The organism is Fluviicola sp. (assembly GCF_030151805.1).
Lineage (GTDB): Bacteria > Bacteroidota > Bacteroidia > Flavobacteriales_D > Crocinitomicaceae > Fluviicola.
Genome location: NZ_JASLCN010000418.1, coordinates 1 through 12,910 on the forward strand (window position 1 = coordinate 1; position 12,910 = coordinate 12,910).

Consider the following 12,910-nt stretch of genomic DNA (forward strand, 5'->3'; position numbering starts at 1 on the left):
TTTACGTTTGAAGTAATCAAATCTGTAGCAGTTTACAAAAAGGATTTCTGCGTCTGGCTTAACTCCAATTTCCAATTGCAGCGTGATGATGAGATTAAAAAATTGTACTGCAATACCTGCAAATAATGAGTCAGAACGCAGATACATGTGTTAATGACCAATTCGTAATGAAAAAATGATCATGGGAATGCATCATTAAAGAATGGATAATTTCTCAAGGAATAATTCTCACATACATCTATTGAATATCTTTATCTTTTCACTTTTACATTTTCAATTCATATTATGGCTTTAATCAAATCATGCAGAGGAATCGAACCTCAATTCGGAGAAGATATTTATTTGGCGGAGAACGCAACGGTAGTTGGTGATGTGATCATGGGAGACCGTTGTTCTGTTTGGTTTAACGCCGTGATTCGCGGAGATGTGAATTCCATCCGGATGGGAAACCAGGTGAATGTTCAGGACGGAGCAGTGATTCACTGTACTTACGAGAAAACCAAAACAACGTTGGGAAACAATGTCTCGATCGGGCATAATGCCCTGGTTCACGGCTGCACAGTTGAAGACAATGTATTGATCGGAATGGGAGCGATTGTGATGGATAATTGCTACATCGAATCCAATTGCATTATTGCGGCAGGAGCAATTTTACTTGAAAATACCCGCGTGGAATCCTGGAGTGTTTATGCTGGAGTTCCGGCGAAGAAAGTGAAAACACTTTCTCCTGAATTGTTCACAGGAGAAGTACAGCGCATTGCAAATAACTATGTGATGTATTCCGGGTGGTTTAAAGAATAACAAACGGCATTCAGATAAAAAGGCTGTTCCGGATTCGGAGACAGCCTTTTCTTTTTAGTCAGAATTGTTTGCATCTTCTTAAGATGCAGGATCATCCGTTATCATACAAGGTGAGGTTCCGGCTGTTGTTCCGGTGCTAAACTTCCATAAATCTGAAACAGATAGGGGATTTCCCAAAGTGTCATACAAATAACCACCAGCTCCTTCTACAATGGTAGCAGGAAGAGCAGTCGACAAATAGTTGGAAACAATGATGAAGGTGGAACTATTGGACAATAAGGTACTCGCATACCACATGCTTGCATTCGTGCAGCTAAACGTTGTTATTTGATTGTAATTCGTAAGTGCCGTACTGCTGCGTTTGTAAATGGTATAATAAGTGGTGCCTACAAAATTCGGACTGCCGGGACAAGGTGTTCCAACCCGCCAGCTGATTCTGTTTCTTGAAGTCGAAGGAATAGAGGACAGGGGACCACACGTACGACCTTCCGAACAGTGTACGTTTGCAACTTTATCTTCAAAAATGGGGCGGATGCAGCTTTTGGTGCTGACTGGCGGTTTTTCCTTGCGGTTTTCTTCTTTTCGGGAAACAAGGGTTTCTTTTGTTTCTTTCTGACAGGCATTAAAAACAAAGGCACTCAGAAAAAGGCTCATAACAGCCATTGGTAGTAACAGTGATTTTTTCATGATACATGATTTTAGTGAATAATGTCCTTTTAATTTAAGGCAATCGGCGCTTCTTTCAAAACTCAACCGGTAGTGAAATTGTTAAATGTTAAGGATAAGTCGTTTAACTGCCCGGTTGTCATAAAAAGAGGCATCTGTCAGTTGACAGATGCCTTGCTCTCGTTTGGATTGGGTTTTGATTTAGATCGAGAGGTACTTCTTTAAATCGTCTGATGTTTTTACTTTATCCGTAATGTTCTCCATTAGAAATACGGGGTCTTTTGCTTTTAGGCTTTGCTCGTTCGTTTGATCATTTTGAAACACAAACACTTCACCTGCTTCAGTAAAAAGCAGAAAAACATTGTTTCCCTTTGAATTGCAGGTAATGTTTTGCGGACTGAATCTAAAAGATGCATTGATGTCTTTGTCGATCAGGCAAAGAACTCCGTCATTCTTTATGGCTTTTTGGGTTGAAGCATCCAGGTATTTCGGAGAAATACTAACCTTGTTTGCAACCCGGTAAACCTGATCACAGTTATAAACCCCGAACTTTTCAGAACGTAAACCTTCTACAAGATTCGGATACTGATTATCAGGACTGAGTCCTTCAAAATTAGATCGGGTAATGCTGTCCACCGGAGCTTTTGATCTTCTCAAAACTCCTCTGCTTATTGTGACGACACTTGTTGCCTGAACTGGCGAAGCTTTGGGAGCAAACAACTCACTTTGGAGCAAAGCCCATTCGCCTGTTTGATCATCCATGTGATAAAAATTAACTCCGGCTTCCTTTTTGGTGCAATTGAAATCAACAATGATTTCCTTTTGAAGTTCTAAGGGTCGGCCATCTTTCATTCCACGGATTTCATACATTCCTGCCGAATTGAATTGATATTCGCCTGTTTTATCCTGAAACACCATCGGGATTCCGGAAAACGCCATTTCTGCTGCGTTTCTATATTCCTTGTAGCTGATTGTATAATTTCCGCTTACCGGTTTCCCGTCTTCATAGATCACAGCATTTGCCGGAATTTGGATTTGAGTTCCGCTGGAAACTGAAAAGACTCCACCTTTTGAATTGTCGACAGTAATGTTTTCGGTTGAATTTCCGCTATCTTCCCGCTGCATCCGCTTGAACACCTGCTTTTCTTCAACATCAGTATAAATCCGGAAACCATGGAAGTAACCTTTTGCTTCTTCGCGGGTTGTTGCACCGGTTTGTTCTATCCAAATGATTTCAGGTTGATCAATTTGAAGTTTGGGAAGCAATTGATAGAGCCGAAACATCCGGTCTTCGTTCAATTTATTCTGATCAAAGTTTTCATTCTCTTTGTAGCGGGTGTAAATTAACTCCACACGCCGGATCTTTTTGGATTGCAATCTTTTCAATACATTGGACTCAGTGATTTTTTCGTGTGAAAATGAACCTGGAATTTCAACAAAATGGCTTTTTCCCGGAATCGCTTTTTGTACTTCCACCAACTGATGATTTACCTGTGAATAACAAGTACCTACAATCAATAAAGAAAATATCATTCCGACAATTATCTGCATGGATGCTCTCAGTTTCATAAGCTCGTTTTTGAGGTTTCCATAGTATAATGTCAAAAAATCAAAAAAGTAAACAGCAAAACTGATTTAAATCAGAAAATAGTTGCCGGAAGTCACCTACTTTTGAGCATATGAAAGAGATAGAATCAAAGGCAGATGTGGAATTACTGATTGATACGTTTTACCAAAAGCTGGTGAAAGACGAAGTTGTTTCGCACTTTTTTGCTCATTTGGACTTGAAGGAACATTTACCGCGAGTCGTATCGTTCTGGAGTTTTATTTTGTTGGATGAAGCCGGATACAGTGCAAACATGATGACCAAACATGCCAGTTTGAACCTGGATGAAGCTTCTTTTGACCGTTGGTTAAAGCTATTTCATGAAACAGTCGACCAATTTTTCACGGGAGAGAAAGCAGAACTTGCCAGGCAACGTTCCACATTGATCGGTTGGACGATGAAATCGAAATTTTTGAAATAATTACGAATTACGAATTACGAATTACGAATTACGAATTACGAATTACGAATTGTTGAGATTTACTTCCAGTTGAACTTGTCAATTTTTATATTCTCAATTCTCCATTAACGGAGCAACGAAACATGTCCGGTCAGAACTTCCGCATTCGCATACGGAGCACAGGAAACATAACGGATCACATAGCTGTAAATATCATTCTTACAAGCAATCCCGTTAGAAGTCCCGTCCCAGTGTTCTTCGAAATCCGTTGAGTGATAAACCAATTCTCCCCAGCGATTGAAGATTTTCAAATCCCAGTCTACGGGCGTTAAACCCAGTTTGGGATAGAAATCATTGTTGTGCTCGTTCCCGTCAGGAGTAAAAGTATTCGGAACATAAACCATAAACGGTTCTATGGCAATCGTTCGGGAACTCGTGTCGCTGCATCCGAATTCATTAAAGACAATCTGAGAAGGACGATGCATTCCGTCTGTAAAATACGTGTGAGTGGGGTTGGGAAGCGTACTTCCGGAACCCAGTTCATCAAAGAAATAAGTGATGTGCAAAGCACCTTGTGACAAATCTGTGAATTGCACCTGTGAATTACAAATGTCCATTTCACTTTTATCAATCATAAAATCAGAGGTCGGTTTCGGATGAACAGTAATTAAATCCTGTTGCAACACTTTAAACGTGTCGATACAACCGATGGTCGAAATCACGGTTAATTCTACGGAATAAGTTCCTGCATGCATGTAGACATACAAGGGATTTTCCTGCGTGCTTGTTCCGCCGTCACCAAAAGTCCAGGAATACAATAAAGGTCCTTCGTGATGACTTAAGTTGATGAATTGAGCAGGATAAGGCTCACACTTTAATTCAGGACTGATGGTAAATCCAACGGTAGGAACGGAGAAAATAAACACGTTCGAACTAGCGGTCTCGGAACACCCCAAAAAGCTTGCTGTTAAGGTCACCGGAAAAGTTCCTGAATTGTCATACACCACATTGTTGACATTCAGCGTTGTGGCAGTGGACGGATTGGCATGCGAACCGAAATTCCAGGAATAAGTTGTGATGGAAGGTCCGGTGACATTCCCTACAAAATGAAAGCTGTTGTTGGTAACACAAAGTGAATCGTTGTGAGTAAAAGCAACCTGCAGCGGTTCGTAAATCGTGATGTTCTGCACCAGGGTATCGGCACAGCCCGGTCCGCTCGTTGCAATTAAAGTAATCGGATATGTGCCTTCCGAAGGAAACGTATAGGTTGGTGAAACCGCCGTACTGACATCCGTATTGATTCCCGGCACGCCAAAATCCCAAAAATAACTGGTCGATCCCTGCGAAGCGTTGGTAAATGTTTGTGTGTAACCGACGCATTCATGATTGGCCTGAAAATTCAATTGAGGAACAGGCTTGTCATAGAAAAAGACCGGTTTTGAAATCGTATCGGCGCACACACTGTATCGACCGATCAGCGTTACGACGTTATTCTGAGAAGAACTGAAAGTAACATTTGACACGTTTTGGGTGCTTGCTGTTGCAGGATTGGCATTGGGTCCGAAGTTCCAGCTGAATTGTGTGCTTGGCGGGCCGTTGATGATCTGAGCGTGGAAATCGAGCGTATTGTCAATAAAACAGGTTGAATCTATGAATGTAAAATCGACATTAAACGGATTTTCAAGAACCAAATCCATGTAGGCTGTATCCGTACAAGGCCATCCCGGATTGGCAACCAGCATGACGTGATACGTTCCCGGTTGCGGAAAAGTATAAGTCGGTTCGAAAGCGGTACTGTTATCTGTTGTGATTCCGGGAACACCGAAATCCCAGTAATAACTGGTAGCACCGAAACTTTGATTGTCGAAGGTAAAAGTCAACCCCTGGCAATAGGAGACGAATCCCGGCGTATTTTCCTGCTCTGTTACAACGGCGGAAAGCTGCACGTTACAGTTGACTACCCGGAACAGGAAGTCGCGGGTAACAGAATTGATGATCACTCCGTCTCTCCATTCGTTCACACGGATTCCGACCACATACAAACCTAAATTGTTTGCATCGACAAATAAATGTCCTGTGACAGGATTAATCGTGGTTGTAGAGCCCGGACCCAAGGGAACTGCCTGGCTGAATGCTCCGCCCCAGTTTACATTCGGATAGGGAGGATTCGGAATGGGATTCGGAGCCGGAGTGAATGAATTTGCCCCGGCATTTGGAGTGACTAATTGATACGATAAGCTGTCGCCATCTGCGTCTGTGGCACTGTGATCGAAATCCAGATTTTCATTGTTGCAGATTACCAAAGGCGGATAATTGATAAAGCGTGCAGAACTATTGATGTAATGGTTATTCCCCGCCGGTGGAACAAAAGCCTGTAATGTCAAACCCGTATCATCCGGATTGACCAGGTTCGTAATGTTCGGTCCGCGGCAGCATCTTTGGTAAGAAACAATATACCCGCTAACTGAAGGCGGAAGGTTTAAAACAATGGTATAAATGGCTCTTTCGGTACAAATTCCGGTTGGGGCGGTGATACAGGGATTATTGAATACGATGGGAAGTACTGTACTTCCGGGAAAAGGAACATCGTGATTGGAAACCCGGGTTCCGTTTCCCGTAAAAACGCTTAAATGCAGGGGAGAATCGTAAGCAGCACCGGTTGACGCGCAGTCACGATAAATAGCAATGTAAAACCGGTAAAGGTTATTCCCCAGGTAATCGTAATAAATCTCACCTCCCACAATATGAGAAGCCTGGGAAGGAAGAGCCCAAAGCAACAATAAACAGAGCGTAAGGTTTCTTAACATAATTGGAGATAAGTAATTTTAAAAGTCACCATTTTTTTTGAAATCAGCTAAATGTTTGACTTTTCATTGATTAAACGGTTTCATTTTTCATGTTAACGGAGAAAATGTTTAACAAGTTTCGCGCCAATTAAAATATAGTTTCGAAATTGGTGACATGAATTTTAAACTTTGGTTGCTTTTTTTAGGGGTGAATTTTACTCTTTTTGCTCAAAGAGGGCTTATTCAGTACTCCAAAGAAAACGGACTGATTTCGAATGAGATCAGGGATGTAGCGTATGATCAGAATGGTTTTATCTGGCTGGCAACGCCCAAAGGAATTGAGCGTTTTGACGGGCAGCGTTTTATTCATTTCAAACACGATCCGGTCGATTCGCTGGCAATTGCGTCAAACGATATCCAGGGACTTGTTTTTGACGGAAATCACACGGTCTGGGCATTTACCTATAACAAAGGTTTGATCGGAATTCATACGGAAACGTTTGACGTGTACAATTACAGTAAACGCACCATTGCATCCTTCGGCAGTAACCGGATTAATGCATTGACCGTTCAAAAGAACCGAATCTGGTATACTTCTGTGGAAGGAAGATTGTATTCATTTGACATTTCAGGCAAAAAAACAACCCGTTTTTCCTTTCCGGGTTTTGAAAAGGAAGCTCCCGGATTAAATGCCATTCACGTAGATGAATTGGATCCGAATAAGCTCTGGATCACTTCTTCCGAGGGATTGTACCGGTTTTTGGTGAAGGAGAAAAAATGGAAACAGTACAAATTCAAAAAAGCTACGGATATCAATCCACTTGCGAAGGCTGCTTACCGGAATGACATGACTTGCCTTGTTCAGGATAGCAAAGGGAATTTGTTTATCGGGCTGCGGCGTGGAGGGATGCTCTATTTTGATCAATACCAGGGTTTGTTTAAGGCGCTTCCGATTACGATTGATGAATTGAAATACCAAACAATTTCTTCCATCAAATGGAGAGATTCGAGGTATTTGTATCTCTGCCTGCTGAACAAGGAAATCCTGTTGTTCGATACCAGTACGAAAGAATACGTTCGCTACGAAGAGTCTGAAAGAAGTGCCGTGATGCCTTTCCGGATTACGAAATTCGGTTCACAGCTGGCTATTGCCAGTTCGAACGCAGGGCTTTTTGTGCACGATGAATCGCTGATTTACGGAACGAAAATAAAAGCCGACCTTCAGCTTCGGAATGTCAGTTATTCATCCGACCGAAAACAGGCGTATCAACTGGTTGGAAACAGTACACAGATGCTTAAACGCATTCGCGGAAATGGTCCGGATTTGATTTCATTGGACGGACTGAAGGATGCAAAATGTTTGTATACGCTGAAAAACGGAAGTATGCTGGCGGTAGGAGCAAACGGTGTTTTGCTGGTTGGCCGCAATTACCGGATCGAGAAAAAAATGCTTCATTCCAATCATCAGTCGATTGATAAGCGCTTTCAGAATTCCTTGCTGGTGGATGATTCGATCCTGTTTGTAGGAACCCTGGATGCAAGCCTGATCCGGATAAACCTGCGGGATTTTTCTTCTGAAAAGATCTATGAAATCTCAAACGAAACCAAATCGGATGAAACCCGGGAGTATTTCCCGTTGGCGATGGTTCGGGTAAAAGACGCCGTGTACTTTTCTGAAAATGAACAGCTGTACCGATATTCCATGAAATCGCGCAAAGTAGAGCGGATTCATTTGTTTAACCATGAGAACACGGATCAGATCATTTGCCTGGCAATTGAAGACCAGAAAAAACTGTGGATCGGAACGCGCGCCAGCGGTGTCTGGAGTTACGAACTGGACAGTAAAAAGCTAAGCAATGAATTTACGTCGTTTAACGGTTTGCAAAACGATGAGGTCAATCAATTGATTCTAGATGGTAAAAAACGCCTTTGGGTGTTGAATCCATCGTGTGTTGCGATTGTAAATACCACTTTGCGAAAAGTCCGAAGCCTGGAGAAACGAAACGGAATCAGCGATATTTTCGGAATCAATATCACTCCGGATTCGATTTACTTTCTGCAACGCAATTCGTACATCGTCAGTGCGGTAAACGGCAAACTCCCGATCCGGAAAGTGGCGACGCCATACATTCTCCAAATCAAGGAAATGAACGGAGTGAGCCGGTTTTCAACCGCGAAAACAAAGTATGCTTATTTCGAAAACAACCTGGTTTTCGAATTTGGTGTCAAAGATTTTTCCAACGCTGAAAACAACCTGGTAAGCTACCGGATGGTGGGGCTGAATGCTCACTGGATCAACGGGAATCAGAAAAATGAAGCATTGTATCACAACCTCCCAAGCGGAAAATATACCTTCCAGGTTCAAGTAGTGGAGGGCGAGGAATTCAGAATTACGTCTTATTCCTTCAAGATTACAAGACCATTCTGGAGGCGCTGGTGGTTTATTACGCTAACTTCTTTCCTTATCGCTTTCGGAATCTGGTATTTCATGCGCTCCCGGATCAAGCGGATTCAAAGTACCGAGCAAATGAAAGCGGAATTCAGTCTTCAGATCAATGAACTGGAATCGAAAGCACTCAGAGCGCAAATGAACCCGCACTTTTTGTTCAACAGTCTGAATTCGATCCGTTTGTTTATTCTGAAGAATGAGGTTGACAATGCGGCAGATTACATCGCCAAGTTTTCCAAGTTGCTGCGCATGATTCTGAATTATTCCCGCCAGGATATGATCACGGTTTACGATGAAATTCAATCCTTGAAATTGTACCTGGAATTCGAGCGTTTGCGTTTCGACCAGGACTTTGATTTTGATTTGCAGATTGACGGGCAGGAAGTGCTTGACTGCCAGATTCCGCCGATGATCATTCAACCCTTCATTGAAAATGCGATCTGGCATGGTTTGATGCCGAGAACCGAAGATGGCGGAAAGATCCGCGTTTCATTCCAGAAGCAGCAAAGCGGCTTGTATGTGATGGTTCAGGACAACGGAATCGGGAGGGAAAAAGCGAAAGAGAATAACCGGAAACGTTCGTTGAAAGAAGGAAGTGTGGGATTGCAGATCACCAAAGACCGCCTGCGTTCGCTTACTTTGCGGACGAAACGCCTGAATGAGTTTGAAATAGAAGATTTAATTGATGAAAATGGTCAGGCAATCGGAACTTTAGTTACCTTGTACTTTGAAACACCAAACTAGATTATGAAATTACGTGCAATTATTGTTGATGATGAAAGGCACAGTTTAGAAACTACTGCTATTTTGATTCGGAAATTTTGTCCGGATGTGGAGGTTATTGCCGAATTACAAAACCCGATTGATGCGGTTGAAACCATCAATACGGAGGAACCGGATTTATTATTTCTCGATATTTCAATGCCTAAAATGAATGGCTTTGAATTGCTGAATGTTCTTACCTACAAGGATGCGGATGTTATTTTCACCACTGCTTATGACGAATATGCTTTGGAAGGATTTAAGCAGGGAGCAGTTCATTATCTGGTTAAACCCATTGATGCCGAAGACCTGGTAGAAAGTGTTCAACGTGTGAAGAAAAAGCGTTCTGAGGCAAAATCTTCGGGAATCAACGGAATGGGATTGAAACCTAAAATTCCGATTTCTTCTTTGAACGGGGTAGAACTGATTGAAGTGGATCAGATTATTCGTTGTGAATCTGACGGAAATTATACGACGATTGTTTTACTGCAGCGAAAAATAACGGTTTCGAAAACGTTGAAAGAGATTGAAAAACAGTTGATTGATTTTCCGTTTTTCTTCCGTTTGCACAATTCGCATCTGGTGAATCTGAACCAGGTGGTGAAATACATTCGCGGAGAAGGCGGATCTGTTATTTTGACAAACCAGGAGGAAATCGGGGTATCCAGAAGTAAGAAAATGGAACTGCTCGAAGTTTTGGGAATCAATTAACTACGGAGTTCACTCACTGAGATCTAAAATCTACAAATTTTGGAGAGTTACCTGCTTGTCTTTCATTACCTTTAGCAGGTAAAATGAACGTATGAAAGCACTTCTATTTTTGGTTGTGATCTGTTGCGCAGCCGGGATTTCTTTTGGTCAGCAAGGATTGATTCAATCTGTTGGGAAAACAGCGACGGAAAAAGCAAACGCCCGGGATTTCAATACGACCAGAAACAACAAGGAAAGGGGAAATCTCCGGGAGGAAAAATCCATTCCTGCGAAAGAATCAGAGGCTGCTCCGGCACCAGCACCGGGAGCTGTTCAAACAGAATCATCTGAGGAACCTGTTTTAGATTACCAGGCTTCCTATACGTTCACAAGCAGTGTGATCTATCAAATAGAAGATCTGAAAAAAGCAGGTGAAGCGCTGATTGTTACTTACAGTTTCGGGGATCAGGTGCTCAAAATGGATCCGGCAAACCAGGAGATGTCGATCATTACGGATTCAAAGAATGCGGTGATGATTATGCTGAATCACAAAGAAAAAACGGCTACCGTGATGTCGACCAAAATGATGGAAGCGGCAATGAAGCAGCAGGCGAGCAAGCAAAATCCGGATAAACCGGCAGCGAAAATCACCAAAACGGGAAGAACCAAAATGATTCTGGGTTACAAATGCGAAGAGATCCTCATTGAATCGACTATCAAAATGGAAGTTTGGGTGACAACAGAAACCGGGATTGATATCAGTAATGCTTTTGTCACTATGGCTAAAACATCGATGTCACAGATTCCGGATGAGGCTTTTTCAGGAGGTGTTCTGATGGAAATGACTTCTTATAGTGCGGAAGGGAAAGCAGAAATGCACATGTTGATGACCGCATTGTCGAAAGAAACCAAAACAGTCAGTATCGGAGCTTACAAGATCACTAAGCTATAGGGAATTTGTCCGGATCGGGGTAGATGTATGTGTATCCGAGATCCAGGGAATGTTTGTTCGAAATAATCCGTTCCGTTTTTTGTTTTTCTTCAAATGGAGGTGGTTCCATTCCGAGTTTACGGGCCATTTCGGTGTAATAGACTCCTTTGAAAGGGTGCTCACTTGCGCAGGCATTGATTGTTTCATTCCATATTTTATGCTCTATGACGTATTCGATCAACCCGATTGCATCTTCCCTGTGAATGAGGTTTAAACGTTCGTTGGACTGGTAAACTTTCCCGGATTTGGCCATGGCGGTGACAGGATATCTGTGCGGACCAATCAAGCCGCCGAGGCGGATAATGGTGAGGCGTTCGCGGAGCATGGAACTCAGTGCCAGTTCAGCATACCCGATCGCATTGTTTTTGATGGATCCTGCCGGATAATTTTCTTCGGTAAAAAGGCCGTCCCGCTTCGGATAAATTCCGGAAGAACCCAGAAGAATGACCTTGCAGGAATGCGGAATCAAATCAATGACTCTGACACAATCTTTTGCGTATGTTTTTTCATCTGCTTTCGAAGGTGTAAAGGCCAGGATCAATACGTCGAGATCGGAAAAGTAGCTGCTGTCGCTGAAGCGTTTGTGCTGAGGATCGAACATCACATGCGAAAAACGTTCGTGTGATAAATTCACAGAACGTGATCGCGTTGTTCCAATGACCTGATGGTCTTTACTTAGTAATGATTTAGCAAGTGGAAGTCCAAGCCATCCCAACCCAATAATTCCGAGCTTCATACCTGAAAGGTACGGCAATATTTCGGGTTTTACTCTTTAATCCAGGTGTTTTTTATCGTGTGCCGCACCAAATAATATTTGTTGTCTCTCCAGTAAAAGAAGCACACGCAGTTGTTGATTCCGTCGATAATCATTTCGTACTCGTTTCCGGCATCGCTCTTCACTGTCATGGTGTATTTTACTTCTTCCTCATTGTAATCGTACTTGGTGATGAAGTAATCCGAAGAGATATCGGCTGTGGTGTGATGAAAAGTAGTGAGTTCTTTATTGAATTCAAAAAGAGTTCCTTTGTCATCCGTCGACGAAACATCCCATTGTGACGTTTCATTGTTCCAAACTGCATCCTGACGAAAGTTCGTAGAGATGTTCAATTGGGCAAAAGAAATGATAGAGGTAAAAAGAAGGCTGAAGATTAGAAGTAATTTTTTCATGGCGTAACAATTTAGTAGAACAAAGAAAGCTTGAAAAATCATTGTATCCAATAATGCATTTGCCGTATTGTTGTCACTTCGAGTAATTTGTTTGTACGAATGTCTGGACGGTGCATAATGAATTATCAATTTTGAATTACGAATGCCGAATGCCGAATGCCATCCCAGTAGAAATCGGGATACGAAGGGTAGATGAGGTGGAAGGAGTTAGAGGCAAGATGCTTATAGTTAAGGTGTTGGTGTGCGAACTTCTTTTTTTACACATCTGTAACGTGTTTTGATTTTAGGATTTCAAGGTCTTATTCTTTCCTGATCCCGGGAAAACAGGACTGAAGAGGGGCAGAAAACGGCTGAAACGCCCTAAAACCGTATGTTGAATTTATAACATTTTAATACTGTATCTATACTTAATCCATACTTAACCTATGCTCTATCCGTACTTGACCCGTAGCTGAGTGATTCAGATGCGTTTTTTTGCGATTTTGGAATCCTTTTTTGGAGGGTGTTTTTTTTTCACCATTGTGTGCATGTCGTTCTCGATACTTCCGACTGAAAAAGTCGGAAACTCGAACTGACACAGCGGATCGAATGA

Annotated in this window: 10 protein-coding genes; 5 read left to right on the forward strand and 5 right to left on the reverse strand. The window is 42.3% G+C overall.

Translation table 11 applies throughout. The features are described from left to right. Positions 1 to 285: 285 nt before the first annotated feature. The gene (locus tag Q1V93_RS15765; protein WP_300665971.1) at positions 286 to 801 is read left to right on the forward strand and encodes a gamma carbonic anhydrase family protein; all 516 of its coding nucleotides are present in this window, start codon (positions 286 to 288) and stop codon (positions 799 to 801) included. Positions 802 to 879: 78 nt separating this feature from the next. Here Q1V93_RS15765 and Q1V93_RS15770 read toward each other — a convergent pair whose 3' ends face one another. Then, a complete protein-coding gene (locus tag Q1V93_RS15770) occupies positions 880 to 1,488 on the reverse strand; it encodes a hypothetical protein (RefSeq protein ID WP_300665972.1) in 609 nt (202 codons plus the stop codon). Positions 1,489 to 1,668: 180 nt separating this feature from the next. Continuing rightward, entirely contained in the window at positions 1,669 to 3,036 is a 1,368-nt protein-coding gene (locus Q1V93_RS15775; RefSeq protein ID WP_300665973.1) for a hypothetical protein, read from the reverse strand. 110 nt (positions 3,037 to 3,146) lie between these two features. Between Q1V93_RS15775 and Q1V93_RS15780 the strand changes: the two genes are divergently transcribed. Next, positions 3,147 to 3,494 (forward strand): group III truncated hemoglobin, encoded by a 348-nt coding sequence (locus tag Q1V93_RS15780; RefSeq protein ID WP_300665974.1) that lies wholly within the window; start codon positions 3,147 to 3,149, stop codon positions 3,492 to 3,494. Positions 3,495 to 3,598: 104 nt separating this feature from the next. Here the strand turns inward: Q1V93_RS15780 and Q1V93_RS15785 are convergent, their stop codons facing one another. Beyond that, the gene (locus Q1V93_RS15785) at positions 3,599 to 6,280 is read right to left on the reverse strand and encodes a PKD domain-containing protein (RefSeq protein ID WP_300665976.1); all 2,682 of its coding nucleotides are present in this window, start codon (positions 6,278 to 6,280) and stop codon (positions 3,599 to 3,601) included. A gap of 154 nt (positions 6,281 to 6,434) precedes the next feature. Between Q1V93_RS15785 and Q1V93_RS15790 the strand changes: the two genes are divergently transcribed. From Q1V93_RS15790 to Q1V93_RS15800, 3 genes are all read left to right on the forward strand, one after another. Further along, complete coding sequence (locus Q1V93_RS15790) at positions 6,435 to 9,452, forward strand: sensor histidine kinase (protein ID WP_300665977.1); 3,018 nt, start codon at positions 6,435 to 6,437, stop codon at positions 9,450 to 9,452. A gap of 3 nt (positions 9,453 to 9,455) precedes the next feature. Beyond that, positions 9,456 to 10,181, forward strand: coding sequence for a LytTR family DNA-binding domain-containing protein (locus tag Q1V93_RS15795; RefSeq protein WP_300665978.1), 726 nt, complete (start codon positions 9,456 to 9,458; stop codon positions 10,179 to 10,181). A 91-nt stretch (positions 10,182 to 10,272) separates the two neighbouring features. Next, positions 10,273 to 11,112: a DUF4412 domain-containing protein gene (locus tag Q1V93_RS15800; protein ID WP_300665979.1), complete on the forward strand. Its 840-nt coding sequence runs from the start codon at positions 10,273 to 10,275 to the stop codon at positions 11,110 to 11,112. Here Q1V93_RS15800 and Q1V93_RS15805 read toward each other — a convergent pair. Together Q1V93_RS15805 and Q1V93_RS15810 are read right to left on the reverse strand one after the other, a co-directional pair. Next, on the reverse strand, positions 11,102 to 11,887 hold the full coding sequence (locus Q1V93_RS15805) for an NAD(P)-binding domain-containing protein (RefSeq protein WP_300665981.1): 786 nt from the start codon (positions 11,885 to 11,887) through the stop codon (positions 11,102 to 11,104). The two genes, Q1V93_RS15800 and Q1V93_RS15805, sit on opposite strands and share 11 nt — an antisense overlap. A 29-nt stretch (positions 11,888 to 11,916) precedes the next feature. Further along, a complete protein-coding gene (locus Q1V93_RS15810) occupies positions 11,917 to 12,318 on the reverse strand; it encodes a hypothetical protein (RefSeq protein ID WP_300665983.1) in 402 nt (133 codons plus the stop codon). Between the last annotated feature and the right edge of the window lie 592 nt (positions 12,319 to 12,910).

Bases quoted from the DNA above. Each gene is read 5' to 3' on its own strand.
- Q1V93_RS15765 (WP_300665971.1), top strand. From the start codon at position 286: ATGGCTTTAATCAAATCATGCAGAGGAATCGAACCTCAATTCGGAGAA.
- Q1V93_RS15770 (WP_300665972.1), bottom strand. From the start codon at position 1,488: ATGAAAAAATCACTGTTACTACCAATGGCTGTTATGAGCCTTTTTCTG.
- Q1V93_RS15775 (WP_300665973.1), bottom strand. From the start codon at position 3,036: ATGAAACTGAGAGCATCCATGCAGATAATTGTCGGAATGATATTTTCT.
- Q1V93_RS15780 (WP_300665974.1), top strand. From the start codon at position 3,147: ATGAAAGAGATAGAATCAAAGGCAGATGTGGAATTACTGATTGATACG.
- Q1V93_RS15785 (WP_300665976.1), bottom strand. From the start codon at position 6,280: ATGTTAAGAAACCTTACGCTCTGTTTATTGTTGCTTTGGGCTCTTCCT.
- Q1V93_RS15790 (WP_300665977.1), top strand. From the start codon at position 6,435: ATGAATTTTAAACTTTGGTTGCTTTTTTTAGGGGTGAATTTTACTCTT.
- Q1V93_RS15795 (WP_300665978.1), top strand. From the start codon at position 9,456: ATGAAATTACGTGCAATTATTGTTGATGATGAAAGGCACAGTTTAGAA.
- Q1V93_RS15800 (WP_300665979.1), top strand. From the start codon at position 10,273: ATGAAAGCACTTCTATTTTTGGTTGTGATCTGTTGCGCAGCCGGGATT.
- Q1V93_RS15805 (WP_300665981.1), bottom strand. From the start codon at position 11,887: ATGAAGCTCGGAATTATTGGGTTGGGATGGCTTGGACTTCCACTTGCT.
- Q1V93_RS15810 (WP_300665983.1), bottom strand. From the start codon at position 12,318: ATGAAAAAATTACTTCTAATCTTCAGCCTTCTTTTTACCTCTATCATT.